Genomic DNA, 26,329 nt, shown 5'->3' with positions numbered 1-26,329 from the left:
CAAGACTATTGTTTTTTCCAAACTCCCCATTGCGTTGAATCTACAGGGTTTTCACCCTTTGTCCACCAACGAGCCGTATACACAACACCATTCACAAGCACTTCATCACCGTTGTTATAAACGCTGTTTTTATCCCATGTCGTTTCAGTGATTTCTGGCAGTGGCGTTGGTGTCACCACTGGTGTAGAGGTAACAATCGGCGTTGGTGTCGCAGTGACTACCGGTGTCGGTGTTGCTGTAACAATCGGTGTTGGCGTCAAACTCGGAGTTACTGTAATAACAGGCGTTGGTGTTGGAATCGTTGAACACTGTGCGCTATTCCAGAACCACGACGAAGCTGTTGGTACTTCCCATGTTCCCGGGTTGTTTTTAGCTTGGTAACAACTACCTTGATAGCTGACGATATCACCATTTTTAGCCACGGTTTGTCCTGGAATAAAGACAGTAATATCACCCACAACAGGTGTCGGTGTAATACTAACAATCGGTGTCGGTGTGATCACTGGTGTGGGTGTACTCGTCACTGTTGGTGTTGGTGTTGGTGTCACTTCTGGATTACCAGTATCACAAATATAATCAGGTACTTGATTAATTACATCATCAATTGCACTTAATAAAGAATATTGAGTAAAGCTATCTTGTCCTAGCTCCCAGTTCATAATACCGCCAACATTGTCGATGGCATATTGTGTTTTTGCACGTGTTGTCGGGATGCCGTTATACATTCGTCCATTAGCATTATCTAAACAAGCATTATCAGGAGAGCTAGCAATGATCTGTGCATAGGTTTCAACTGCCGCACCACGAGAATAAAAAGGTGTTCCTAATACAATCTTTTTAGGATCAATACCACGACCTTTCCAGTAAGCAACAGACTCAATGGCGACCTGCATAGATGAGTGATGCCCATCTGGGTGACCTTGTGCGTCGTAAGCCATTAAATTTACAAAATCGAGTTTATCTAGGACTGCATCCTGTACATGCGCTCCCATTGGACCATAAGATATAACGGCCGCCGATAAAAATAAGCCCTCTGCATGCAAAGCATCCGCAAGTTCTGTCATGAACAGCGTGTAATTATTTGCCGAAGATGCTGTTGGGTGTTCCCAATCCATATCAATACCATCGATATTGTGGGTCTTTGCAAATTGCACAATATTATTGACTAAGTTTGTACGTGTTGTTGGATTGGCTGTTAAATTTTCAAAGATACGCGCAGTGCTGTAATTATCATCCCAGCCACCTAATGCAACCCCGACTTTTGCTGTTGCAGATTTTGCAACCAAGCTCGCAAGTTGTGAAGCGCTTCCGCTCCCATAGAAGTAAATATTTCCTTGTGCATCAGGGCGAGCAAACGAATACATAACATGTGTTAATTTAGAAAATTCTATTTTATCCATTAAATAGCCACGATAAGTTGGCATATACCCGACGTTTTTAAAGTCCGAGTCTGCAACATCAGCAATGGCTGGTGTAAAAATAGAGGGAAGGGCGATCGCAGAGCAAAGTATCATAGACGATACTATTTTATTGAGTTTCATAGCTACATTCCTTGTAAGCGTTGTGTAATAACAAGTTGTTTGTTATTTGTGCAATTATAATTGTTTTCTTATAAGTTATACAAGCTATCGAGGTCGCAATTCTGATTTTTGCTATCTTATTGCTTTTTAGTTTAATTTGTTTGCTTAGTGTATAAGCAGTACCATAGATGTTGTTAATAATTTTATATATTTTAGGTGAAAGATGATTGAACAGTTTGAGTTATATCTTAGTAAACTTTTAATGGCACTGGATATTGGCAGTTGGGTTGCCAATTTTGCGTTGGTGTTACTAATTACGTTATTAGTGCAACTAGTTTGGCGTGTTGTGACCAGCAAAATAGAACGCATGATCGTCAATACGACTAATCACTGGGATGATATTGTATGGTTTGCTATTTCGCGACCGACTAATTGGTTAATTGTGCTAATGGGTGGGTCAATGGCCTTACGCATTGTCGCTGAAAGTGAACAGCTGTTTATTTCGCATTACCTGCCATTAGTACAAAAAATATCTATTTTAATCTTACTTGGTTGGGGATTTTGGCGTTTTATTACTCAAGCTGAAATGATTTATGTCGCTGATGATAATACCGATACCACGACGGTGACTGCAGTTGCGAAATTAGCTAAGTTATCTATCTCGGTCATTATTTTACTCTCTGTTTTGCAAACGCTTGGTGTTAGCGTTTCAGGTGTACTTGCTTTTGGTGGTATGGGCGGATTAGTTGTCGGAATGGCTTCGAAAGATCTATTGTCGAATTTGTTTGGTGCGATTATGGTCTATATGGATAAACCTTTTAAAGTGGGAGACTGGATCCGCAGTCCTGATAAGTCTATAGAAGGCACTGTCGAGAATATTGGTTGGCGAGTGACACGTATTCGTACTTTTGATAAGCGCCCTTTGTATGTACCGAATAGCTTATTCACACAAATTGTGGTTGAAAACCCCTCTCGCATGAGTAACCGTCGTATCAAGGAAAACTTTGGTTTACGTTATGGCGATATTAATCAAGTTGAAACCATTATTCAGGAAGTACGCGAGATGTTACTAAATCACCCTGAAATTGATACAAGCCAAACGCTTATCGTGAACTTTGACCTGTTTAATAATTCGTCCTTAGATTTCTTTATTTATACCTTCACTAAAACCACAAATTGGGTAGAGTTTCACTCCATTAAACAGGATGTGCTACTTAAAGTGGCTAAAATTGTTGACCACAACAATGCTCAATTTGCTTTCCCGACAAGGCAACTACATATATCCAAAGATGCGGAATAGTTTTATTCAGCGGCTACTTTAAAGATACTCTGAAGCCGCTCGTTGAACGTTTTCTAATTCATCTAATAATTCCAATAGCTCTGGCTCTAATAAGTCAGGGCTAATTCCCTGTTTTAGCTCCTGTTCAATCACGGCTGCAATTTTCTTTAGTTTAGGTACGCCACTGTAACTACAACCACCATGAAATTTATGGATTACTTGGGTAAGGTGAACGTTATCAATCTCATTATTTATGGCTTTATTAGCGCACTCTGCAATTTCTGGAAAGTCTGCGAGCAACATAGTGAGCATCTCTTTCGCGAGGTCTTCTTTGCCGGCAGATTGTTTGAGTGCTAACTGCCAGTCAAATGATACATTGTGATTGCTTGTTGGTGGCAGAGAATCAGGACTATTTTGTGCCACGCTTTCAAGTAATTTTGCGTCAGGTGTCCATTTGTTGATGATCTGTTGTAATGCGTGTTCATCTATCGGTTTTGCTAAACAATCATCCATTCCTTGTTGCAGGAACTGCTCTTTTTCTCCTGGTAAAACATGCGCTGTTACGGCAATAATTGGAGTTTCATTATTGGTGTTGCCGTCTTTAATTTTCAGGCAAGCACTGATGCCATCAAGTATTGGCATTTGAATATCCATGAAAATAAGATCAAACTTTTGCAGTTGTGATTGATCTACAGCTAGCTGGCCATTGACGCAGGTAGTAACATGATTAACTCTATCATTAAGCATTGCTTGAATAAGCTTTAAATTGGCTGGATTATCATCGACCGCCATGACATTGATATCTTTTCGCACTAAAGCCGGTATATTTTGTGGTGCAATTAATTCTGGACTACTTTCATTTTCAGGGACGAGTACATTGGCTAAATGCTTATGGTTGATCGGTTTGCTTAAGCAGTGATTAACCCCCATTTTTTGAATCATCTCAAAAATACTTGGATCACTGGAGTTTATCAAAACGACAATGTTTTTAGTGAACGATTTTGCTTTTTCGATATGACTAAGTAAGGGCTGTAGGTTATCGCAATGGCTATAGCCAATGACAATACTACTGTATTGTTTGTCTAGACTTCGCTGTAGTTGTAACTCTGTTTCCGCTAGGGTAAGTGTGGTTCGCCACTGGTTTAGTAATTGCGAACAAGCACGGGCTGCAAACTCATTAGTTTCATAAACTAAAATAGATTGCTTTTGCAGTTGATCAAGTGGCAATTGCTCTAATGGGCTGTGGCTATTTTTTTCAATAGTGATGGTAAACCAGAATGTAGAGCCTTGGTTAGGTGCTGAAACGAGATCTATACTACCCTGCATTTCAGTAACTAGTTTTTGAGTGATAACTAAGCCTAAGCCTGTACCGCCATATTGGCGTGTTACGCTTGAGTCTGCTTGACCAAATGCTTTAAATAGTTGTTGTTGCTGTTTTTCTGAAATACCGATACCGGTGTCGGAGATCATAATTTTCAGAGTCACATTATTATCAACATCGTCCTCTTGCCTGATACGTTGAATCTGTACCTCAATATTTCCTTCTTGGGTAAACTTAATCGCGTTACCAATCAGATTAGTGAGAATTTGTTGTAGCCTCATTGCATCCCCCAGAACATCAGAGGGGACTTCGGAGTCTACCATCATACTCAGTTCAAGTTTCTTCTCGTGTGCACTTGGGGCGAGCAGATGCATGGTTTCATCAATACATTCACGCAGATCAAAAGGGATATGCTCTAGGGTTAATTTACCCGCTTCTAATTTAGAGAAGTCGAGTATATCGTTGATGATATTTAATAGATTACCGGCAGAGCGCTCGATAGTTTGCAGGTAATCGACTTGATTTGTGGTCATTTGAGTTTTCAAAAGTTGTCTTGCAAAGCCGATAACACCATTGAGTGGGGTACGTAACTCATGACTCATGTTAGCAAGGAACTCTGATTTAACCGAAGCCGCCTGTTGCGCATCTTTTCTTGTGATATCTAGCTCGATGTTTTGCACTTCCATCAAGTCGAGGGTTTCACGCAATTCACTGGTTGCTTGGTCAATATTATCTTGCATCTCTTCATGGTGCTTTGACATGGCAAAGCCCATCTGGTTAATACCATCTTTTAAGGATTCGATCTCCCCGCTATAACTTCCTTCTACACGCGCATTAAGGCGTCCAAGACTAATTTTTTCAACCACAGAGGCCATCTCTGTAATTGGACCGGTAATGCGTTTGGCTTGTCTAAAGGCAAAAAAGAGACTGCCGATAATACCCATTAATACTACGATCAATGATAACGCAGCATCGCGGAAAAAGAGAAGATCTACCTGTGAGCGATTAATCTCTAAAGAAACATAACCGATTACTTTACGGGGTTGATCAAAGGTCAGTTGATATTCTAAGAAATTGGATTCATCAATAATGGGGGTTTGAATTACTGTACTATCTAGATGGTGAATCACCTGAGTTATTTCGGGAATACTTTGCCCCTGCTCAATTTTTAATAGTTGAAAATTGCGGTGATAGTTACTGGTCACAAAGAGTTTATTTTCGGCATCGAAAATAGCAATACTTTTGATCATTGCACTGTTTTTTCGGTGCGTTGCGCCGATGATACGTCTTAAAATGGTACGTGTTTCATCTTGGATACCATATTCGCTAGCAATCGCGAGAGGCTCGGTAATATTAATCGCGCGGTTAATAAGAAAATCATTCCCCTGCATATAACGATTAATGGTGAAATAGGTCGCTAATAACCCGCCAATTAGTATGGTAGGTAAGATGGTATAAGTGATGACTTGAGCGCGCAGTCCATATTTTGTCATAGGTATTTATCTAATCTTTTAGTCGATGAAATGAATGCAATGATCCTGTTTTATTCGACCGCTCATTTTAATGCCAAATCATCATGTGGTTTGTTTTGTTATACAAACAGTATCGGAATGAATAATTTCATCCCCATCGCATTGCTATAATTAGCCTTGATGAGTTGTTATTTTGAAGTATCATGAGTGTCTATAAGGCTATGATGGCATAGCTTCCCTTACCTGTGAATTACTTATGGCTCAGTTCTTTAAAGCATCACCCAAAAATAGTATAAAAAATCGTATTTTGAAAAATGTATTAGTCGAAAAGCTTGATCATCAAGGACGAGGTATCGCATTTTTTCAAAAAAAGCCTTTATTTATTGATGGAGGCTTATCCGGTGAAAATGTTGATGTACAGATAACTGAAAGTAAAAAACGATTCACTAAAGGGACAATCATTAATATTAATGAAGCTAGTGAACATCGAATTGCACCACTCTGCCAGCATTATGAGGAGTGTGGTGGATGCCATTTGCAACATACTTCTGCACAACAGCAAATTGTGATTAAAGAAACTGGATTAATTGATTTGTTCAGCCGTTTTGCAAAGCAATCAGAGATTGCTCTTGAAGATGCCATCACCGCTTCACCATGGGGATATCGTCGTAGCGCGCGTTTTGGCCTGCAATATAATAAAAAAAGTAAAAAGGTGCAGATGGGATTTCGGCGCTCACAGAGTAATGATCTAATCGAACAGCAAGTCTGCCCGGTATTAAAGGCACCTTTAGAAGCCTTGATTATGCCTCTGAAAACATTACTGAATGGTTTTAGTAGTAAAGCGGATTTGGGGCATGTTGAGCTTATCTGGTCTGATCAAGGTGCGGTAGTATTACTGCGTCACCTTAAGGTTTTATCCAACGCTGATTTATCACTCATTAATAGATTTTGTGAACAGCATCAGGTGAACTTCTTTAGCCTTCCTAATCATAAAAAGCCGGTTTTATTGTACGGTGAAGAGCGCTTAAGTTACTCCTTAGATGACTGGCAGTGCCAGTTCAAATTTTGTGCTACTGATTTCTTACAAGTTAATGAAATAGTTAATCAAAAAATGGTTAAACAAGCATTGTCGTGGTTAAATTTAAACGCGCAAGATAAAGTATTGGATCTATTTTGTGGATTAGGGAACTTTACTTTACCTATCGCGACTAAAGTTGAATCGGTGGTTGGTGTTGAAGGAATTCAAACAATGGTCGACCGTGCCACGCAAAATGCGCAGTGTAACGCCTTAAATAATACTCAGTTTTATCAAGCTGATTTAAGCGCAGCGCAACTTAGCCAACAATCATGGGCAGAGAATGACTTTAATAAAGTCTTATTGGATCCTGCACGAGCAGGAGCGCTTGAGTCGATTCCCTTTATTATCTCGCTCAAGCCATCACACATTGTTTATGTCTCGTGTGATCCGGTCACTCTGGCTCGTGATAGCCAACAACTGTTGGAAAAAGGCTATAAATTGGCTAAATTAGGTGTATTAGATATGTTTCCACAAACTGGGCATGTAGAGTCGATGGCGCTGTTTATTAAATAGTTTCTACTAGCACCTGTTGACTTAGCCGTTTTTTGTTCAACACAACGTGCCTTGAAAAGGCTGGTGGACTGTCGCTTAGTCATTCTAAGCGAATTTCGTCTACCGTAGGATTGCCTTTGGTGACTACTTTTACTGGCTTTTTCGAGTATTGATGTGGGAGCAGCCAATAAATTGTTGTAAAGATCAACAGACCCTAGGCAAGTATTAAATTTGGAGTTTTCATGGTTTCAGTTCGCGATACACATTTTTTTCAAACTGCACAGAAAGATCCCAGTAAATGGGTAACTACATTAGGGTTAAATGAAAAGGATCAAACTAGCCTACTAGAAAACTATGAAAAAATAATGACCCTTTGCAGTAAGCCTGAACAGTTTCCATTGTTAGAGCTGGGTACTGAAATGGTAGAGATTCTGGTGACGCTTGATATGGATCGAGACACCTTGAATGCCGCGCTTATTTTTCCATTATTAGACCATAAAATAGTCACCCAAGAACAGGTTGATGAAATGTGGCCTAAGCGCATTGCAAAGCTTGTTAAAGGCGCAATGGACATGGAAGGAATTCGTGCATTACAGAATAAGGGGTCAACTAAAATTGTTGCCTCACAGGTCGATAATCTGCGCCATATGCTCCTAGCAATGGTAGAAGATGTTCGCGCTGTGGTGATTAAACTCGCTGAACGTATCTGTTATCTACGCCAAGTTAAAATCGCTGATGAAGAGAAAAAAGTGCTGGTTGCACGTGAAATATCTTCAATTTACGCGCCATTAGCAAACCGTTTAGGCATTGGCCAATTAAAGTGGGAGCTTGAAGATCTTTCATTTCGTTATCTTGAACCTGATACCTATAAAAAATTAGCCAAACAACTGGCTGAAAAACGTATCGATCGTGAAAACTACATCCATGACTTTGTGACCAAAGTACAAGCTTCATTGACTGATATGAATATCAAAGGTAATGCCTACGGTCGGCCTAAACATATCTATAGTATCTACCGAAAAATGCAGAAAAAAGAGCTGCAATTTGAACAACTCTACGATGTGAGAGCGGTACGTGTTGTCGTTGAGAAATTACAGGATTGTTATGCCGCCTTAGGTGCAATTCATACTATGTGGCATCATATTCCAAGTGAGTTTGATGACTATATCGCAAATCCAAAACCTAATGGTTATCAGTCTATTCATACTGTGGTTTTAGGCGAAGAGGGAAAAGCGATTGAGGTGCAGATTCGTACGCAACAGATGCACGATGATGCAGAGCTTGGGGTCGCTGCACACTGGAAATATAAAGAGGGTGGAAATGCCGGAAAATCAGCAAATAGTTATGAAGAGAAGATTGCTTGGTTGCGTAAGTTACTCGCTTGGCAAGAAGACCTTGCTGATAGTGAAAACTTAGTTGATGAACTTCGAAGCCAAGTTTTTGATGATAGGGTTTATGTATTTACACCCACGGGTGAGGTGATCGATCTACCCGCTGGTTCAACACCTGTTGATTTTGCTTATTACATTCATAGCCAAGTTGGACACCGCTGTATTGGTGCTAAAATAGCTAACCACATTGTGCCATTTACCTATCAGCTTAAAACTGGTGATCAGGTTGAGATACTAACCCAAAAAGAACCTAATCCGAGCCGTGATTGGTTGAACCCTAACCTCGGGTATCTTAACGCGCCTCGTGCACGCAACAAAGTGGCGACTTGGTTTAGAAAACAGGATCGCGATAAAAATATCCAGGCTGGGCGTGAATTACTGGAAACAGAATTAGCAAAAGTAAAACTGAAACTCAGTGATGTTACACCTGCAGTTGAGCGGTTTAATGTTAGCTGTGATGATGATATTTTTGCAGGTATTGGTAATGGCGATTTACGATTAAATCAACTGGTCCATTTTTTAGATGCGCATCATCACCAGCAAACCTTAGAGCAGCAGGATTTAGCTGCCCTTGAAGCACTTGAAAAGCGTAAACAGAGCTTTACGCCAAAGAAGACTGGAAATAATATTATTATCGATGGCGTTGGTAATTTAATGCATTCCGTTGCACGATGCTGTCAGCCAATTCCGGGAGAAGATATTGAAGGTTATATTACCCAAGGTAGAGGGATTTCAGTACACCGTAAACACTGTGAGCAATTAGCAGACCTTCGTGATGCACATCCTGAGCGTATTATTGAAGCGAGCTGGGGAGAGTCTCACTCGTCGGGATATTCACTGACTCTTCGCCTTGAATCACTAGATCGTAGTGGTTTGTTAAAAGATATTACTACCTTACTCTCTAATGAGAAGGTAAATTTATTGGGCGTGAATAGTATGTCAAATATTAAAAATCAGTCTGCTATCATCGATATGAATTTAGAGGTATTTAATAGTGATGACATTGCCAAGCTGGTGGTTAAATTACAACAGTTAAAAGATGTATCTTCGGTAAGGCGTTTATAGCTTGCTCAAGGCCATGGTGTATTATTTTGTGGTCAGAAGATGTTGAGCTTTACTGTTTAATTATTATTGCAAAAGTAAGTAGCAAGCATAATCGCTATGATTTGTTCTAGGTCTAACTTTGAACGCTCTCTTGAATTAAGGTGGAATAACCATTCCACCTTTTTAATTGTTAGCGTATTTAATGAGGTAATACACAGATCGGGGCGCTACTTAGAATTTAATGCCTTTGTTATTAACCACAATGCAGTCTGCGCCTAGGTCCATTAACATTTCACAGGTCATTACTGCGTCCCCTTTATGGTCAAACTCGCCTGATTTTAAGCGAAAATATTCTCTACCCGCCATTTCAACTTGTTGGTAACGTGCTGGTAAGCCATTTAAAATTTCAGGGTACTCTTCCTGTTGTAATTGCCATGCATTTTTTAGATCGTCAAGGCTATTTAATGAGGCCGTTTGTAGCATAAAGAAAGGACGCGCATCACGTAGTCTACGTTTCTCTTGTATCGCTTTCATTTTATTTTCTTTAGCAAGATCTTTTGATTCTTGAATAAGCTTATTCAGTTCTGCTTCGCGTTCAACTAAACGCTCTACATCACTTTGCATCGCTTGTAGTGCGTTTAATTCATCTTGAAGTGCTTGTTGTTGTGTTTTAAGCATTTCAATTTCTGTTTGCTGATTGGTGATCTTTTGCATCTCTGCAGAGGGCTGGGAAGTGTTGCTACAGCCTGTGATTGTTAATGTTATTGCACATAACATCGTTGCGCTTACGTTAAATTTCATCATAATCCCTTATTAAAATTGAGCCGATATTTTAGCCTAAATACAGTCAAAGTTAAATGGCTATCAATAGTCAAGAGGCTCACCAGTAGCAGGGCTAATTAGGCAGTTTACTGCAATTTTTTTGAGTTTTTTACATACCTGTGTTGCTTCACTTTTAGAGCCGAAAGAACCCGCTTTAAGTCGGTAATAATCGCGTTGATTGACTGATATTTTTTCAACTATTGGCTCCATCTCTTTGAATATATTAGGGTTGTTTTTAGTGGTTTTAATCCATAGTGAAGGTAGTACAGTAGGATCATTGATCGATGCTAATTGCACTGCATAGTTTCTGTTAGTCGAATTAATCGGATTTTTGGGAGCGTTTATTTGTGTAATAGCACTGTTTTTTTGGTGTTCTTTTTTTTCTGCCTGCGCAATGATGGCATTAAGTTGCGTGATTAATAATGTTAATTCACTTTCTATCGCCACTAATCGTTGTACATTAGGCGCTACATTTTTCCATTGCTCGATATCCTGTTCAAGAGATTCGACTTTATCCATTAGCATCGCTTGTTGTGTTACAAGCGTTTGTTGCGCTGTTTTCTGCTGTGCTTGCTGTGTATTACTGCAGCCTGATAATGCGACTATGAGTAAGAGCAAAAAGCAATAATTGTTAAACATCGACGTTCCTTACATTGGCGAAACCTCTAGTGTTATTACTAAAGGAATTAAAAAGCGAACACTTTATCGCTATGAGTTGCTACTGCATTGTATTATAGAGACCGTTTAATCATCTCAAATATCATTTACTGGGTTAAATTTTGAATTCAAAAGCTTTAACGGTGCAACTTATCTGCATATCTTGTAAATACTCGCAGGCTCGTATTGCTTGAGATTGCCCTTTGAAAAAGGCCGCATTCAAACGAAACATTTTTTCATCTTCTAGCTTGCTGTAAAAAACTTGCTGCTGCAGTGTGTTATTATATTTTTCTTGTATTATTTGCCAGTATACTTTGAGCATAGTTAAAGAATTAAACTCACCAAGATCAACCACATACCCTTTTACAAAAGTGTAGCGCATCGCAACAATATCGGCTCCTGCAATAACATCTCCTGCCGCACTAAACTCAAATGCTTGTATCTGAGCATCGTGTAGGTTTTTTCTTTCTAACTCTTCAGGAGCAATCGACAGAGTGTATTTTCCTGGAACAATATTTGTAAATAGATAGTAACCGTCAAACTCTGTTTCAGTGGAGGCGACGAGTTTATCATTTTGGTCATGTAAATTGACTTTTAAATAGGCACCGGCTTTCTCTTGATTTTGTTTGTTATTTAAATAAACCGTTCCCTCTAACTCACCTGCATTAACCAGTGGAATATCTAATACTTCAATTAAGCCTTTACGTGCTGTGATGGAAACACCTGGGGTCGCAGGGATAATAAAGGGATCTGCAATGGTTTTTGTATCAACAACAATATCGGTTCTTCTGCCTGGTGGTAAATTATTTAAAACAGCAGTTCCTTCTTTACCAGTATAACCTTGTCGATGACTCTGCTGTGCTTTGACTTTGACTCCTTCTAATAATGTTTCGCCTTCATCAAATTGGCCATTCAGATTATCATCTTCAAATACTCGTGCTACCAGTGTGCCACTTCGTGCGATAGAGCCTTTGGCCATAAATAGTTCACTAGTGGTAGGTTCATAACCAAACCCAAAGGAGGTGAATAGGCCAATAGACCAGTTATCATCGCTATCATGAGTTGCAGTAGAGCTTAGTATCATGTTTTCTAATGACCAATTTAGCCCTAGTTTACTCCGGTATCGGTCATTGGCTAGGGTATAGCTAAGGTCAAATGTTGCACTTAATTTTTCCGCTAAAGGATAGGATAAATTACCCTTGATTAAGGTAAACTCTCTATGATCAGATAACTGGTAACTACTTGTTAGGCGTGTATATAGGCGTGAAAAATGTTTTTGTAACTCTAGGCTACCAAATAAAGATTGTTGTTCAACATTTAGTGTACTTGTCTCTAACCAAGTTAGTTGATTAGAGATACCGCCAAAGCGATTCCTTAATGATAGTTGATTGGTAAATGAATTTGATTCACTGCCCGTGTCTGTTTGTGAATGTCGCCAATCATTTTGATAATAGAGTGGCAGAGGTGTCTTTGAAAATATTTCACCACTCATAATAAAGGTATAGTTTTGCGCATTGTTGACGATGTTATCTTGGCGCTTAATAAATCTATTTTTGGCGTAGTTAAGTGAAAAGGATTGTCCGTACCATAACGTGCGACCTGAAAGTGTAATACTGTCGTTATCGAGATTATCTCGTTGGTAATCTGCTGAAATAATTAATTGATTAATAGGCGTAAAACTGGCTCCAATAGAGTACTGGAATAAATCTTCACCCTGTTCATTAAAAAAGTAAGAGGCTCCTGCTGTCGTAGATAGGTTATTGGTTAAACCAACACTGAAAACAGCCGCACTTTGCCAGCCTTTTACGCCGGCTTTACGTGCATTGGAAATGCCTAGCAGTGATTTGTCTACTTTTGTAACAGAGAAGTCATAGATGCTCTCTTTCGCCTTTAAAACATTGCTATCAATATAATAATCTTGGCTTACTTGCTGTACTTGTCCTTGTGGACCATAAAGAATAATTTCAAATTGATTTTCACCAAAGTAGAGTTCAACATCTCTAAAATCATATCGCCCTGTTTGAATATTTAACTGCCTATCAACATATAAACCATTGCGATAAAGTTCTGCATCCCAGCCTGCTTGAATATTTCCACTGATGGTTGTAGTTTTATTATCGCTTCCTAGCGAAGTATTTTGGTTGGAAAAACGAAAGCCAACATTCTCACTGCTGGTACTACTATTTGCTAACTTAACTGGAGTAACATCTCCAAATTGATATCGGCTTGCTTTTAATGGGCCTAATAAGCTTTTGTTTTCATCTTCTTTAGAAAAGGTGAGTCGAGCGTTATTGAGTGGTTCAAATTTATTGCCACTGAGGTATAACTCGCTACTTAAATAAGCGATGTCTTGGACGCTGAGTAATGAGTAGTTACCATAAACTTGATCTTGATTGATCGAGCCGTTTAACTGAACATCAAGTAGAGGTGCAGAAATAGGCTGATAAGTGCTCTCTTTCCATGGTAACACTGCTTTATTACTATAACCTGTGTTGTTTAGTTTGTTTCTACGCGCTATAGCCATCTGTATTGGTAATGGAGATTGAGTACTAATATGTGCAGTTTGATCGGCAAAGCTAAAGGTAAATGTAAGGTCAAACCACTGTTCAATAGATGTTGCTTCGACAAAAATATCATCGTCGATCACTAAGTATTCTTCCTTTGATAAGCTATATTGATTATCTGCTAGTAATACGTTTAGCGTCTGTGTTTCATTCGTTGGCTGTTGCAGTTTAAAAGTATTCTCTTCCTTGATAAACCAGCCTTCTATATTTTTACTGCGCGCACTAACCGCTATTGGAAAGTCGAGAGACTCAAAAAGAGAGAGAAGGCTTAATTTCGCCCCTTGTTCGCTTTTTATTGCGAAAATGTCAGCGATATATAGGGAGCTATATTTCGATTCACTAATGTATAACGAGAGAATCAAATCTTCGCCAGCAGGAATAGCAGAGCTATTTTCTGTCGGGGAGGTAGTGTCTATCTCTTGAAGTGTTAGGCTTTGTTTTTTTTCAATCTGTTTTAAATTATTAACTAAGTTAGGCGATAACAGTAATTGCTCAATTGATATTATCGATAGTTTGTTTTCAGGGGCTGCAAATAGTCCCTGACTATTAAAAGTAAGCAACAATATAATAAGGCATCGTGTGTAGTGTGTGCAGATTGCTCTATACATCATTCATTACTTGAAACTATCTGCATTAATATCTATCTGCTGCTCTGCAAATATTTTACCTATATTCTCTTTGATTCCTTCAAAGGCGACACGTAATCGCCCGCTGCATTTGTTTTTACAATTATCAAGCCAAACAAGCTGTGCTTGGGTGCGGTTTTTGTCGGGATAAAAAGTAAAGTCATGTAGTCGTGCAATAACCTCCTCATTGCCATTTGAATCAGCTAAATAGGCAATTAAATTTCCTGTGGTTGAATATTTACTTTTATTTTTCATCTGTACAATCAATTGTACTGGGGTTTTCTCGGTTTTATTTTTAAGAGAAATATCGGTAATCGTCACCGCAGAAGTGGCAACACCTTTACGAACAATAACGGGTAATACATAGCTAAATAGCATGGTTGCTTTAATTGACATTTCATTGTTTTGAGGTTTTTCTCTTTCATCCGGCACCGCACTTAATTTTAAATGTGAACGGTACTCACCCATTTGTAGATCCTTTGGACGACGCACTGCAATTTTAATTACTTGTCGTGATCCTGGCTTTAATTTTACCTGTTTAGGGCTAAAACGAATCATGTTACTGGCGCTGGGAAAGGTAGTCAGCTGTTGCTCTGTAAGTTGTTGATATTTTCCTTTGTCAGAAACGGTTTTTTCTTCCCATGACAAACGATAGGTGATCGGTGCGTCTGAGGTGTTTATTAAAATAAGTTGCGTTGCACGCTCTCTATCTTCCAATTTTATTTTTGTAGGAGAGATAAGTAATGCAGCTTGAAGCATCGAGTGGCTAAATAGCAACAATAAAATGGTTATTTTGAGCATTAATGAGGAGCGGTTTTTCATGTCTAAAAATTTCCTTTACAAGTGTTATTAATAACTAATAGAGATGTTATAGATACCATCATAATTACTATTAATGTATTGGTTAGTGCCATCACCAGAGGTGGATAAAGTGCCACCGATAAAAAGGGTAGCAATGCCACTCTCATTAACTGTGATCGTGGGTAAGGTAGTAATATTATCTAAGGTAAATTGGCTGGGAGAGTAATCATCGCTGGTGGTTTCTGAGCTTAAAATTACAGCGTTAATGTATAACTGTGTGTAGGGAGGAAAGTCTATCAGTGTAAATTCACCAAGTTGCCCCGGGACTAAAACGCGTAATTTATTGTTTGATAATGTTTTTCCATCGACTAAGTTAACGGTTACGCTACTCACGCTGCTATTATCTGTGACCACGACCGTGCCAAAAGAGAGTTTCCTTTCGACAATAATTCCAGAAAAAGCCTGCGTAGGCACTAATATCAATGCAAAATAACAGAGTGTTTTAATAGTAAGATAGTTAAAGATACGGCTACTTCCAGTGACATTGTGCTAACAGGTACATTACATTCTAGATGTAAAGATAAGTAAAACAGGGAGATGCATTCAATTTTATGTAAATAGTTTATTTTTCTATTAGCATGTCATTTATGTCGATAAAGAGACTAAGGCACGTGAATCACTATGCCTTAGTTATATAGTGCTGTAGCACAAAGCTAATAATCGACAGTAATGGTGTAACTGCCAGTGTAAGCAACATCCTGATATCCAGCCTGCGCGCTTGCAGTTGCGGGATGAGAGGTCGCTAATGTTGCACCGACACTAAAGCTAGCATCTCCATTTAAATCAGCGGTGAGATCACCCGCTGTCGAATAGGCGGTTCCATTTTTCGTGCCACTGGTGACGGTTGCTTCAAAGTCATACATCCAGAAATAAGCGGATCCTGGTGGAACACTTCCTGAGGTGAGTTTAATGGCCGCTGCCGAAGTTGCTGTCGGTAATGTGATGGTCAGTGTTGAATAGGGCGCAACACCTGCAATGGTGTAAGTACCTGCAGTCCCAGGTGTTAAAATTTGTATTGCAGCAGTTGCACCATCGACGATAGATGTGCCTGCATCAATAGACGCTAATGTTAGGCTTGCGACGTCAGGGGTTGTACCACCACTGGCACCGGTGTCTGAGCCATTGGTAGCATCACCGGCTGCCACTGCTGCTGCTCGAATTGTACCAAAATCTAGCGCAGCTCCTTCTGAAAAGGTAAATGCATTTTGTACTGTCACTGTTGCTGTTGATGTCACCGACTCAACAGCAACTGCGCTTGTTGTTGCTGATAATAAAACCGTTACGCCGAGCAGTTTTGTCGTAGTTAATAACGTCTTGTTCATATGTTTTCACCTTTTCTGGTTAGAAAAATAAGATTTTTAATATTGGTTTAATCGTAGTTAATGGTGTTTAAATTGCAAAAAACTGAATGCGATAAGAACTGAGCTAGATGCAAGCAATCATGCCGTAATAGGAGTTTTATCGGCAAAGTATGGTGTAACTTTAACTGTCTTGCCTAGTGAGTAATTTTTTTGTGAGCTATAAAGTGTTTTTATTGTTGGGCACTTCACAGAAGTCGTTTTTATAAACTTTTTGATAGCACTTTATAGCTGACTGCCTGACAATATTGCTGATGTTGTTGTAGTAATTGGCAGGCTTCTTTGGCGTGTTCTTCACTATTAAATGGGCCGACGACGAGACGAGTGAAAACTTGTTGGCCAACATTCATTTGATAATAGAAGGGGGTTTTATCACCTAACCATTGATTATATCGCTTTTTAATCATCTTCCAGCCGGGCTCCACATTGCTGACCTCTTGGTAAGAAGCCAAATGAACGCCTATCTGAACGGTTGTTGTGACTGTTTTTTCACTGTCAGCGGCTAGAGCAATATCGACTTTATTCTTAATAGTAATAGGATTGATAGTGGCCACTTTTTCCTGTTTATCTGATGTTTTTTTAGAAGCGATGGGTAAAGTGAGGGAAGGGCTTTCTAGTAATTGTTGATCACTTGGTGATGACGCGACTGGGGTTGTTTTATCTAAAGCATCAATGATTAAAGCTAAATCTTTTTCGGATTGAATTAAGCGTTTTAAAGCGGGTTTCATTTCGTTCCATTCCGCTATCTGTTGATCAAGCAATGCCTTTACGTCATCTAATGTAGTTGCAGAGGTGTCGCTCTTGATGATAGCGTCGGCTTCATTGCTTGCCTTTGTGTCTGCCGCTACGCACATAAAGGTGCTGAATAACAAACACAGCGAGATGCATAAGCGGACCACTAAAGACGCTTTATACTCCATGCCACCATGTTTATTTCCCAGAAAGTTCATCCGTCACCTATTAGTTATAATTGTACCTTCCGTTAACGACAACAAAATATTGCCACTTAATGGAGTTTATCGAATATAAGCAAATAAAGTGCCATCTTTTATTTGTGGGACCCTTCAAAGATTGGTGAACAATAAATCACAATATCACGAATTAACTTTTTAGATATGCTACTTTATTAACCATATTGTTGTTTTTAATAACTATTCAGAGATTAAATGACCTCAGAAAATAATAGTCCGTTAATGCTCGCTTTGGCTGATATTGAAACGCTAATCGTAGAGAATCCTCAACAGGCCGAAGCCAAGGTATTGCGTGTTTTTTCACGCGCGCAAGCACTCAATGAAAATCGTGCTCAATTAGTTGCAACTATGCAACTAGCACGTATCGCTTGGCACCTTAATCAATACGATAAAGGGATAAATTTATGTCGGCGAGCCGAACAGTTACTGTTACCTGAATTTGAAAGCCAGTACCTCTCTGAGCTATATCATATCTATGCTCAGCAGTATTGGGGTTTAGAGCAATTTCGTTCCGCACACCACTTTTGGAACCTAGCGATGGAAAAGTCGTTAGTTCATAATCAACTCAACTTACAGATTGAATCCTTGATTGGCGTTGCTAATATCTGGCGAGTGAATAGAGAGTTAGAACTTTCTTATTCAGCATTGTCACTGGCAATGACCTTAGCCGAGCAATATGACTTTAATATATTGGCCGGTCAAAGTGCTATTTTATTAAGCAGGGTGCTCAATGAATTAAACCAACATACGCTTATGCTTGAAGTTTTAGCTAAAGCAGAATCGTTTTTATATGGTCACCCAGACTCTACTTGGCATGCAGAAATTCAAGATTTAAAAAGTATGGGCTTAGCCACGCTGGGACATTTTGCAGAGGCTGAGCAGATAACACAAAAGCGTGATAAAGAAACGGTCAAGGTAAGAGGACAATGGGTTGAAACCTATACTCCCATTAGTCGTGCAATGGTGGCAATTAAGCTTAAAAAATATAATCTAGCGCGACAATTTTTAGATGAGGCGGAATCGGTCGCCTTGCGTTTTAACCAATTAGAGTTGCTAGCACAACTCTATCTATTACGTTTCGATTTAGAAAGCCACCAACAAGCTTCTGAGTTAATGTTGCTCTATTTTAAAAAATACAGAAAATACAGCATAAAACTATTACGTAGTCGTAGTCTTGCACTTGGGCAAGATCGCTGTGAATTGACGGTTGATATTTTAAACTATAAAGCAGAACTGTTGATTGGGCGATTAGAAGCTGGTGCATTTAATGCTTCTGAAGGTGGCTTCCCTGCTTTCAGAGAAGCCTCTATATGGTTATACGCTTGCCAAAGAGCACAAACTGAAAACCATAGCACGGTGTTTATTTTAGAGTTGAACAGCGAAAAGGAGCTAATTGCTATCCTGCCAATTGTGCATGCTCTTTGTCAGCCCCATGAATTAATTACTCGTTTTAAGAACAATCGTTTGGCCTTATTGCTAGACGTTGGGCCGGAGAATCAAGGTAAAATGCTGAATGACTTAAAGGCGACATTGTTAGCTTATCCGTGGTGGCGAATAGGCAAAACAGGCATGGGGTTAAATGTAAGATATTTTTCTATTGATGATTTCCTCGATAATAAAGAAAGTTACTTAGACAAAATTGAGGGCTGTGAGTAATGGGAAATATGCCTTTGTTACAACAAGCACGAAAGCAATTTAAAAATAACAACCTCAATGAAGCGCTAGTATTATGTAAAAAATTTGTGGATAAAATAGCTTATCGTAATAATGAAAAACTACATGGTGAATTATTACTGTCGGAAATACTGATTGAGCTAGGTTACACCGATGAAAGTGTAGCTTCTTTAGAAAGAGCAATCGCCCTTTTTTCTACAGATACCTTACCGGATGACAGATTACAGGTTTTATCCACCCTTAGTTATCGTAACAATGACCTTGGCTTATATGAGCAAGCTGCACAAAATTGGCTGAGTGTTGCTGAATACAGCGCTGAGGTCGGACACGTTGACTTCTTCATCCAAGCACTTTTGGGCATCGGATCAATGCTTGAGATTGTCGCAGAGCATAGTGGCGCATTAAACTTTTTTAACCAAGCTGAACTGCTTTCTAAAAAATCTAAGTCAGGTACTACTCATGCTCGATTAAACTTTCATATTGTTGCCTGTTATATATCACTGAAAAAATATGATAAAGCACAGAAATATTTAGACTTTTGCGCTAGTAATGAAACGCTTGAAATTGTGCTGGAATTTGAAGCATTAATACATTTATATAAAGCTAAGATATTACGTCAAACGGATCATATAAAAGAGGCTTTAGAGGCGATAGAAAAAGGTAATCAATTATTAAAAAATGGCGGAGAAACTTGGACTCGTAGCATGCTTTTACTAGAGCATGGCAATTGTTTAATTGCAGATAACCAAGCCCATCAAGCTGTCTCTTTACTTAGTGATACTTTCCTAGGTATTAAAGGTGTTGGTCTGGATTTCTTAGAGCAAAAGTTTAATGACGCAATGAGTGATGCTTATGCACAATTAGGTGAATTTGAAATGGCACTAAAGCATGAAAAAGTAGCCCATGCCATTGAATTATCTTTGATAGATAAAATACCTGTTGGCACCCTAGAATGTGAATACTTTAATAAATTGGCTAAGCAACAGCGCTTATTGTTAATACAGCATACACAACTGGAAAATAAAGAGTTAAAAGATCAGGTTGAAGATCAACATGATATGGTTGAGCGACTCCAGCATGATGTTTTCACTGACCCTTTGACCGAAGTTTACAATCGTAGATGGATGGATGAAACCTTAAAAAATAAACATGATAATGAAAGCTATGCCCTACTGATGATAGATGCTGATCATTTTAAAACTGTTAATGATGATTTCTCACATCAAATTGGCGATCATGTTTTAAAAAGGCTAGCTAATATATTAACTTCAGAGATACGTCCAATTGACAGTGTGATTCGATTTGGTGGCGAAGAGTTTGTTATTATTTTATGTGAAACCAATGAATTACAACTAATGGGGTTAGCAGAACGAATTCGCAATGCAGTAGAAGTTGCTTATTGGTCTGATCTCTTACCGGGTAGACCGCTAACTATTAGTATCGGTGGGGCAATAAGATGGCAGGGGGAACTCATTGAAAGGCTAATAAAGCGTGCTGATAGTGCGTTATACAAAGCCAAAGCTAATGGCAGAAACTGTTATGTTTATAATGAGGAATAGCGGGCCTATTCCTCATTAATAATCTTTAATCGTGTTTCTTAAGCTCAATATCTGCAAAGAATACCGTTCCCTCTTCACCAATTGAGTCGGTCCATTGTTCGAAAATAACATGGAAATCATAATTAGCTTTAAACGCTAACTCGTAACGTTTCCAACCTTTATTATCACGTAGCCCTTTCGGAAAAGCACGCGTCGTTCCTGCTAGCCAATGATGTTTAACACCAGGGAACCCTTCTCCATAACCAACTACTCCGCCACAGTCTCGCTTACAGGTTCCCATGTAATCAAAGCTGAGCGTGTATTTACCCGGTGTAAAGCTTTCTTTACTAATAAAGTCGCCACCAAATACTTTCACTGTAGATTGAGCCGCTTTCTTTCCCTCACGAACAGGATCATCAACAATTTTACTCAAAACGTCTAAATTTTGTAATTTACTCCCTTTTGGCGTATCAACTTCAACTTCTTTACCAAGCCACTTTGAAAAGTCACCGCTAAAATCTTCTGTAAATACAATTTCATCTGCAAAGCTTGATGCTGAGAATGTTAAGCCAGCACCTAATATCAGTCCGGTTATTAACTGTTTTTGATTCATAGTAATTCTCCATTTTTATAATGATGTTAGTAAAGAATGCGCTGAGGATTTTGTAAAGACAAAAAAGGAAAATCTGTGGGCTAGCTAAACCCTAGTTTCATGAAATAGGGCGGTAATCATGAAAGTAGGGGGGGGGGGATCTTTGCCGTTTAAATTTTGTTGGCCATTTTTACTGCGTTTTAACCTATTGATGTGGAATAACCACACGGCATAAGCAGCAAAATGTCTCTTTATTTTGTATTGCGTGGAATTGACGAAGTCATTACAGCAATAGCCAACAAATTGTTGCAAAAATAAACTCGAAAGATCAACAGACCCTAGTGTTAATTGATTTAATATTATTAATCTTGGCAGTTTTTTCGGTATCCGACAAAAGGGAGCGGAAAGCGACCTGCTAGGTATTGATTAGCATGTACAATGCCCACTAACATGCTCAGCGTAAAAGCTAGAATAATATTGGTTCCTCCACCAATACTTGCCATAGCTGGGCCTGGGCAGAACCCCGCTAACCCCCAGCCTGCACCAAAAATAATCGCGCCCCATATTAAAGTGCCATCAACTTTTGTATTGCTAGTCCAAGTAAAGGCATCGCCACTAATCGCTGTTTTACGCTTTTTAATTACTAAATGATAAATAGGGGTAAATACGGCTAAAGCGCCACCCATGACAAACATTAAACTTGGATCCCAGTCTCCACTAATATTTAAAAAGCCAATCACTTTATTGGGGTCAACCATACCTGAGATGATCATACCGCTGCCAAATAGGGCTCCTGAAATCCACCCCATTAAAATGCGAATTTTTTTTGATTTTGACATACTAAGTAACTCCAACTAAACCGCGTAAATACACCATTACAATTGCCGAGGCCATAAATGTGAGGGTGGCATAAATAGATCGTTTTGAAAATCGCCCCATACCAATAATGCCATGTCCACTAGTGCAACCATTGCCCAGGCGGGTGCCAAAACCAACTAAGAGTCCGGCCAGTGAAACCACTAAAATGTTTTCACCGCTAATATCTGGTAATGTAAACCCTAATGGCGCAACGATTAAAAAGCTTAAAATCATGCCGGTTAGAAAGGCTGCTCGCCAGCTTGACTCATGTTTTTTAGGGCTTAACAAGCCACCAATGACACCACTAATTCCTGCTATTTTACCACTGAATAACATCAATAATGCTGCTGAAAGGCCAAGCAAAGCCCCCCCGGCCAATGATGTCCAAGGTGTAAAGTTATCCATGAAAGACTCCTAATTATTTATTTTTTAATGTTAGTCACTGGGGCAAAACGCAGCCTGAAGGGCGCTAAGCAGGACACTGACACGTTCATCAGCAATAGAATAAAATACTTGTTGTGACTCTTTACGTATTTTTACAAGGTTGTTTTTTCGTAAGACACCTAGGTGTTGTGAAAAGGCAGACTGGCTAAGTTTAGTGTGCTCACGTAACTCTGAAACCCCCATCTCTCCATCAGATAATAAACACAATACGACCATTCGGTCAGCATGTGCCATCAGTTTCAAAAGTTCACTGACCTCTTTCGCTTTGTCATGAATTAGTGCTAATTTGTTATCCATAGTTCACCCTTTGTTAGTATGTTGCCATACTACCGTTGTAAATAATTATCTTCAAGCTAATTTAGCAAAAGATTAATTAGACTTTTCTAATTAAGGGGTTTATGATTGACTTGTTTTTAATAAAAAGGGTTTAAAAAATGACAATTGAAAATGGTATTAGAGTGCTCGCAGGAACGATGGTGTTATTGTCAGTTTTATTAACGCAATTTGTTCATCCTAACTTTTTTTGGTTGACGGTTTTTGCCGGCGCTAACTTATTACAAAGCGCATTTACCGGTATTTGCCCAGCGGTTTTTTTTCTAAAAAAACTTGGTTGTAAACCAGAAGCTGAAAAATAAAAGCTAAAAATCCTTTCCCCCAACCAATAGGTCGGGGGAGATAAATATTAAATACTATTTTCAATTATCTTTTACACTTTTATAAATTTTTTCTTGAGGGAAAAGCATGTCTAAAAAAATATTAATTATTGGTGGTGTCGCTGGTGGCGCTTCAGCTGCTGCTCGTGCTCGTCGATTAGATGAATCTGCGGAGATCATTGTTTTTGAACGAGGCCCTTATATCTCTTTTGCAAACTGTGGGTTGCCGTATCACATTGGCGGTGAAATAGAGCTACGCGATAAGCTGTTACTGCAAACTCCACAAAGCTTTAAGGCGCGTTTTAACGTTGATATTCGAGTTCAAAATGAGATATTAAGTATTAATAAAGAAGCCAAAACGGTTACTGTTCGCGATATCTTAGCGCAAAAAGAGTATATCGAATCTTACGATGCGTTAATTCTTAGCCCTGGCGCTGGTCCTTTTGTGCCACCTATTGCAGGCGTTAAAAATCACTTAACGCATACGTTGCGTAATATTCCTGATATGGATGCGATTATTCATGCTATTGAAGTTAATAAACCTGCGCATGCAACAGTTTGTGGCGGTGGATTTATCGGTCTGGAAATGGTGGAAGCACTTCGTCATCGAGATATTGCCGTGACGCTTGTTGAGTTAGCACCACAAGTAATGGCGCCTGTTGATATTGAGATAGCCAATGTATTGCATGAAGAGTTAGTCCAACATAACGTTGAACTTAAATTAGGAAAAGCGTTACAAAAAGTGGCCGAGTCTACCCCGCAAGATAATAATCTGTCGTTAACCTTAAATGACGGCTCAACACTGGAAACTAATCTATTGATTATGGCGGTTGGTGTTAAGCCTGAGACTGCGCTTGCTGTTCAAGCTGAACTTGAGCTTGGCGAGTTTGGTGGCATTAAAGTTAATAAGCAGATGCAAACTAGCGATGAAGCAATCTTTGCTGTTGGTGATGCGATTGAAACACCTGAATTTGTGACTGGCGATGCAATGCTTTCACCCTTAGCGGGGCCTGCAAACCGTCAAGGTCGTTTGGCTGCGAATGTTATTTTTGGTAGTGCAGAGGTCTACAATAAAACTCAGGGGACAGCGATTTGTAAAGTATTCGATTTAGCCGTTGCATCAACGGGAATGAATGAAAAAACATTACAGCGCAAAAAAATGTCTTATGAAAAAGTATACGTACACGCGATGAGCCATGCGAGTTACTACCCCGGTGCGCACCCTGTTAGTTTAAAATTATTGTTTAACCCTGAAACCGGTAAGATTTTAGGTGCTCAAGCAGTGGGTAAGGATGGGGTTGATAAGCGAATTGATGTACTTTCTGTTGCTCAACGTGCAGGTTTGACTGTTTATGATCTACAGGATTTAGAACTATGTTATGCGCCACCTTTTGGATCCGCGCGTGATGTTGTAAATCAAGCGGGTTTATTAGCAAGTAATGTGATGAAAGGTGATGAGGTTATCTTTCATTGCGATAAGCTAGAAGCGTTAGATGATAATCAGTTATTAATTGATGTTCGTACTCATCAAGAAGTCGATAATATGGGCATGATCCCGGGCGCTATCAATATACCGGTTGATGATTTGCGTGCAAACTTATGTAAGCTTGATAAACAAAAAGAGATTCTTGTATATTGTCAGGTTGGCTTACGTGGACACGTGGCATCAACACTATTGAAAAATTTAGGTTATAACGTGAAAAACTTAACAGGCGGTTTTAAAACCTGGAAATCGGTTAACTATTAATGCTTTAGAATACTAGGATAACAAGGGAAGCATCGCTTCCCTTTTTTGTGGGTGATGGAAAATCCAGTAAATAGCTGTTTAACCTTACTTATAAAAATTATTGTAACTCAGTACCTATCTTTTCCTTATGCATAAAGTACAGAGCTAAAATTTTTACTGTTCGGTATTTCTTAGTGGGTGTTTCGCCTTTGGCGAGTAAGCGTTTTAGACTCGAAACATGTTTCGAAGGATAAATAAGCATGCTCTTTGAACGGCCAAAGAAAAGTGTTCCAAAGAAAGGCCGCCCAGCATTTTCTGATTTGCACGTCCTGATTGCACATAACGCACTTTCAAATAGTAAAACCTAGAATCTTTTCCGGTATAAAAGCTCAATACGGATACACAAAGTTTTCGTTTACGTTTTTCTTGATAAATCAATTTCTTTAGCAAGTTGAGGCATGGATGCCTCGACTAAGTTCGGTTCCGCACATGGAGGTGCGGTCCGAGCTGGTGCGTATAAAGGAATTTATTTAGCAAGACCAAAAACGTTTCGGAACGGCACTCTTTGCTTACTTTCTCTTGCTGTTGAGAGAAAGTAATGTCGCCGACAAGGTGAAATATCTGCACAGTAAGTTTAAATATCGACTGGATGAGCGTAGAAGAACTAGGTATTTAGATAATACCAAATGGTGAAAATAGTCTGAATACTCTGGAAGATGGCGGGCAGTTTAAGTACATATTGATGTCATTTTGGGATCGTGTTGTTAATATGGAGGGGCTATCAATTCCCATGATTAGTTTTACTTGTTAAATATTTAGTAGGAGTATATATGTCGCAATATGTGATTTTCAAAAAAGGTGATTTATTCGTTGCTGTAGAGTGTGGCACTTCAGACTCAAAAGATGAATATGAGTCTTTGACCGAACAAGGTTTCACACTCAGTAGTCAAGCAATTGAAGCATCAAACACAGAAGAGGCGTTATATTTTTATAACGATAATCCGCGAATGTATGCCTTAGAGTCAGAAAATAGCGCAGTTGCAGAGAGTGTCTTAGCTACATTATTATCCTCAAGTTGGCGAGCTGTGTTTAAAATCTAACAAGTGACTATGGTGTCAAATCCTAATTTTAACTCATTTTAGGATCCCACATGGCACCATCTCTTACCATCGAATTTAAGATAACAATCATCTTGCGCACGCACGCAATTATTGCTGTTTTCTTTGGCTTTCCAGCCTCCAATAAGCGTTGATATGTAGTTTTGAAAACGGGGTTGCATTGCATCGCTGACATCATTGCCATGTACATCACTGTGCGGATTTTATGACGGCCTCCTCGTATATTTCGTTGACCTTCGTAACTGCCACTTTCTTTATTAACTGGTGCCC

General features: G+C 39.2%; 22 protein-coding genes. 8 read left to right on the top strand and 14 right to left on the bottom strand.

The genetic code is table 11. The features are described 5' to 3' along the window. Nucleotides 1–5 precede the first annotated feature (5 nt). On the bottom strand, nt 6–1,541 hold the full coding sequence (locus CW745_RS11115; RefSeq protein WP_101108754.1) for a glycosyl hydrolase family 18 protein: 1,536 nt from the start codon (nt 1,539–1,541) through the stop codon (nt 6–8). 202 nt (nt 1,542–1,743) lie between these two features. Between CW745_RS11115 and CW745_RS11110 the strand changes: the two genes are divergently transcribed. Further along, a complete protein-coding gene (locus CW745_RS11110) occupies nt 1,744–2,820 on the top strand; it encodes a mechanosensitive ion channel family protein (protein WP_101108753.1) in 1,077 nt (358 codons plus the stop codon). A gap of 18 nt (nt 2,821–2,838) precedes the next feature. Here the strand turns inward: CW745_RS11110 and barA are convergent, their stop codons facing one another. Beyond that, nucleotides 2,839–5,613, bottom strand: coding sequence for a two-component sensor histidine kinase BarA (gene barA, locus CW745_RS11105; RefSeq protein ID WP_101108752.1), 2,775 nt, complete (start codon nt 5,611–5,613; stop codon nt 2,839–2,841). Nucleotides 5,614–5,848: 235 nt separating this feature from the next. On the opposite strand from barA, the gene rlmD reads away from it, so the two are divergent. Both rlmD and relA read left to right on the top strand, forming a co-directional pair. Next, the gene (gene rlmD / locus CW745_RS11100; RefSeq protein ID WP_101108751.1) at nt 5,849–7,183 is read left to right on the top strand and encodes a 23S rRNA (uracil(1939)-C(5))-methyltransferase RlmD; all 1,335 of its coding nucleotides are present in this window, start codon (nt 5,849–5,851) and stop codon (nt 7,181–7,183) included. Between the two features lie 221 nt (nt 7,184–7,404). Further along, nucleotides 7,405–9,618, top strand: coding sequence for a GTP diphosphokinase (gene relA, locus CW745_RS11095; protein ID WP_101108750.1), 2,214 nt, complete (start codon nt 7,405–7,407; stop codon nt 9,616–9,618). Nucleotides 9,619–9,828: 210 nt separating this feature from the next. Here relA and CW745_RS11090 read toward each other — a convergent pair whose 3' ends face one another. The 7 genes from CW745_RS11090 to CW745_RS11060 all read right to left on the bottom strand — a co-directional run bounded on the left by CW745_RS11090 (nt 9,829) and on the right by CW745_RS11060 (nt 17,435). Continuing rightward, entirely contained in the window at nt 9,829–10,401 is a 573-nt protein-coding gene (locus CW745_RS11090; RefSeq protein WP_193755592.1) for an SPOR domain-containing protein, read from the bottom strand. Nucleotides 10,402–10,461: 60 nt separating this feature from the next. Next, nucleotides 10,462–11,058 (bottom strand): SPOR domain-containing protein, encoded by a 597-nt coding sequence (locus CW745_RS11085; RefSeq protein ID WP_101108748.1) that lies wholly within the window; start codon nt 11,056–11,058, stop codon nt 10,462–10,464. Nucleotides 11,059–11,191: 133 nt separating this feature from the next. Next, a complete protein-coding gene (locus CW745_RS11080) occupies nt 11,192–14,251 on the bottom strand; it encodes a hypothetical protein (RefSeq protein ID WP_153069762.1) in 3,060 nt (1,019 codons plus the stop codon). A 3-nt stretch (nt 14,252–14,254) separates the two neighbouring features. Continuing rightward, nucleotides 14,255–15,088: a molecular chaperone gene (locus tag CW745_RS11075; RefSeq protein WP_101108746.1), complete on the bottom strand. Its 834-nt coding sequence runs from the start codon at nt 15,086–15,088 to the stop codon at nt 14,255–14,257. Nucleotides 15,089–15,115: 27 nt separating this feature from the next. Continuing rightward, nucleotides 15,116–15,481 (bottom strand): hypothetical protein, encoded by a 366-nt coding sequence (locus CW745_RS11070; RefSeq protein WP_101108745.1) that lies wholly within the window; start codon nt 15,479–15,481, stop codon nt 15,116–15,118. A 299-nt stretch (nt 15,482–15,780) separates the two neighbouring features. Beyond that, the gene (locus CW745_RS11065; protein WP_101108744.1) at nt 15,781–16,449 is read right to left on the bottom strand and encodes a hypothetical protein; all 669 of its coding nucleotides are present in this window, start codon (nt 16,447–16,449) and stop codon (nt 15,781–15,783) included. 239 nt (nt 16,450–16,688) lie between these two features. Continuing rightward, a complete protein-coding gene (locus tag CW745_RS11060) occupies nt 16,689–17,435 on the bottom strand; it encodes an SPOR domain-containing protein (RefSeq protein WP_101108743.1) in 747 nt (248 codons plus the stop codon). A gap of 216 nt (nt 17,436–17,651) precedes the next feature. Between CW745_RS11060 and CW745_RS11055 the strand changes: the two genes are divergently transcribed. Both CW745_RS11055 and CW745_RS11050 read left to right on the top strand, forming a co-directional pair. Beyond that, nucleotides 17,652–19,112 carry a hypothetical protein gene (locus CW745_RS11055; RefSeq protein WP_101108742.1) on the top strand — a complete coding sequence of 487 codons (1,461 nt, stop codon included), beginning with the start codon at nt 17,652–17,654 and terminating at the stop codon, nt 19,110–19,112. Further along, nucleotides 19,112–20,689 (top strand): GGDEF domain-containing protein, encoded by a 1,578-nt coding sequence (locus CW745_RS11050; protein WP_101108741.1) that lies wholly within the window; start codon nt 19,112–19,114, stop codon nt 20,687–20,689. Before CW745_RS11055 ends, CW745_RS11050 begins: the two co-directional genes overlap by 1 nt. A 25-nt stretch (nt 20,690–20,714) precedes the next feature. Here CW745_RS11050 and CW745_RS11045 read toward each other — a convergent pair whose 3' ends face one another. The 4 genes from CW745_RS11045 to CW745_RS11030 all read right to left on the bottom strand — a co-directional run bounded on the left by CW745_RS11045 (nt 20,715) and on the right by CW745_RS11030 (nt 22,859). Then, nucleotides 20,715–21,281: a hypothetical protein gene (locus tag CW745_RS11045; protein ID WP_101108740.1), complete on the bottom strand. Its 567-nt coding sequence runs from the start codon at nt 21,279–21,281 to the stop codon at nt 20,715–20,717. Nucleotides 21,282–21,622: 341 nt separating this feature from the next. After that, a complete protein-coding gene (locus tag CW745_RS11040) occupies nt 21,623–22,099 on the bottom strand; it encodes a YeeE/YedE family protein (protein WP_101108739.1) in 477 nt (158 codons plus the stop codon). A gap of 1 nt (nt 22,100) precedes the next feature. Beyond that, on the bottom strand, nt 22,101–22,523 hold the full coding sequence (locus CW745_RS11035) for a YeeE/YedE thiosulfate transporter family protein (RefSeq protein ID WP_101108738.1): 423 nt from the start codon (nt 22,521–22,523) through the stop codon (nt 22,101–22,103). 30 nt (nt 22,524–22,553) lie between these two features. Next, entirely contained in the window at nt 22,554–22,859 is a 306-nt protein-coding gene (locus CW745_RS11030) for a metalloregulator ArsR/SmtB family transcription factor (RefSeq protein WP_101108737.1), read from the bottom strand. Nucleotides 22,860–22,996: 137 nt separating this feature from the next. Between CW745_RS11030 and CW745_RS11025 the strand changes: the two genes are divergently transcribed. The 3 genes from CW745_RS11025 (at nt 22,997) to CW745_RS11015 (ending at nt 26,041) form a co-directional block, all read left to right on the top strand. Next, complete coding sequence (locus CW745_RS11025) at nt 22,997–23,197, top strand: DUF2892 domain-containing protein (protein ID WP_101108736.1); 201 nt, start codon at nt 22,997–22,999, stop codon at nt 23,195–23,197. Between the two features lie 106 nt (nt 23,198–23,303). Continuing rightward, entirely contained in the window at nt 23,304–24,962 is a 1,659-nt protein-coding gene (locus CW745_RS11020) for an FAD-dependent oxidoreductase (protein ID WP_101108735.1), read from the top strand. Between the two features lie 809 nt (nt 24,963–25,771). Continuing rightward, entirely contained in the window at nt 25,772–26,041 is a 270-nt protein-coding gene (locus CW745_RS11015) for a hypothetical protein (protein WP_101108734.1), read from the top strand. Between the two features lie 28 nt (nt 26,042–26,069). Here CW745_RS11015 and CW745_RS11010 read toward each other — a convergent pair. After that, the coding region (locus tag CW745_RS11010) for a transposase (protein WP_153069761.1) at nt 26,070–26,329 on the bottom strand (260 nt) is incomplete at its 5' end.

The organism is Psychromonas sp. psych-6C06 (genome assembly GCF_002835465.1).
Taxonomy (GTDB): Bacteria; Pseudomonadota; Gammaproteobacteria; order Enterobacterales; family Psychromonadaceae; genus Psychromonas.
This window is presented reverse-complemented; position numbering and strand designations above follow the sequence as displayed.

What these genes read in the sequence shown, in the direction of transcription:
- rlmD (WP_101108751.1), top strand. Translation starts at nt 5,849, where the DNA reads ATGGCTCAGTTCTTTAAAGCATCACCCAAAAATAGTATAAAAAATCGT.
- CW745_RS11085 (WP_101108748.1), bottom strand. Translation starts at nt 11,058, where the DNA reads ATGTTTAACAATTATTGCTTTTTGCTCTTACTCATAGTCGCATTATCA.
- CW745_RS11030 (WP_101108737.1), bottom strand. Translation starts at nt 22,859, where the DNA reads ATGGATAACAAATTAGCACTAATTCATGACAAAGCGAAAGAGGTCAGT.
- CW745_RS11040 (WP_101108739.1), bottom strand. Translation starts at nt 22,099, where the DNA reads ATGTCAAAATCAAAAAAAATTCGCATTTTAATGGGGTGGATTTCAGGA.
- CW745_RS11015 (WP_101108734.1), top strand. Translation starts at nt 25,772, where the DNA reads ATGTCGCAATATGTGATTTTCAAAAAAGGTGATTTATTCGTTGCTGTA.
- CW745_RS11035 (WP_101108738.1), bottom strand. Translation starts at nt 22,523, where the DNA reads ATGGATAACTTTACACCTTGGACATCATTGGCCGGGGGGGCTTTGCTT.
- CW745_RS11115 (WP_101108754.1), bottom strand. Translation starts at nt 1,541, where the DNA reads ATGAAACTCAATAAAATAGTATCGTCTATGATACTTTGCTCTGCGATC.
- CW745_RS11025 (WP_101108736.1), top strand. Translation starts at nt 22,997, where the DNA reads ATGACAATTGAAAATGGTATTAGAGTGCTCGCAGGAACGATGGTGTTA.
- barA (WP_101108752.1), bottom strand. Translation starts at nt 5,613, where the DNA reads ATGACAAAATATGGACTGCGCGCTCAAGTCATCACTTATACCATCTTA.
- relA (WP_101108750.1), top strand. Translation starts at nt 7,405, where the DNA reads ATGGTTTCAGTTCGCGATACACATTTTTTTCAAACTGCACAGAAAGAT.
- CW745_RS11045 (WP_101108740.1), bottom strand. Translation starts at nt 21,281, where the DNA reads ATGAATCAAAAACAGTTAATAACCGGACTGATATTAGGTGCTGGCTTA.
- CW745_RS11065 (WP_101108744.1), bottom strand. Translation starts at nt 16,449, where the DNA reads ATGAACAAGACGTTATTAACTACGACAAAACTGCTCGGCGTAACGGTT.
- CW745_RS11055 (WP_101108742.1), top strand. Translation starts at nt 17,652, where the DNA reads ATGACCTCAGAAAATAATAGTCCGTTAATGCTCGCTTTGGCTGATATT.
- CW745_RS11060 (WP_101108743.1), bottom strand. Translation starts at nt 17,435, where the DNA reads ATGAACTTTCTGGGAAATAAACATGGTGGCATGGAGTATAAAGCGTCT.
- CW745_RS11050 (WP_101108741.1), top strand. Translation starts at nt 19,112, where the DNA reads ATGGGAAATATGCCTTTGTTACAACAAGCACGAAAGCAATTTAAAAAT.
- CW745_RS11080 (WP_153069762.1), bottom strand. Translation starts at nt 14,251, where the DNA reads ATGATGTATAGAGCAATCTGCACACACTACACACGATGCCTTATTATA.
- CW745_RS11020 (WP_101108735.1), top strand. Translation starts at nt 23,304, where the DNA reads ATGTCTAAAAAAATATTAATTATTGGTGGTGTCGCTGGTGGCGCTTCA.
- CW745_RS11075 (WP_101108746.1), bottom strand. Translation starts at nt 15,088, where the DNA reads ATGAAAAACCGCTCCTCATTAATGCTCAAAATAACCATTTTATTGTTG.
- CW745_RS11110 (WP_101108753.1), top strand. Translation starts at nt 1,744, where the DNA reads ATGATTGAACAGTTTGAGTTATATCTTAGTAAACTTTTAATGGCACTG.
- CW745_RS11090 (WP_193755592.1), bottom strand. Translation starts at nt 10,401, where the DNA reads ATGATGAAATTTAACGTAAGCGCAACGATGTTATGTGCAATAACATTA.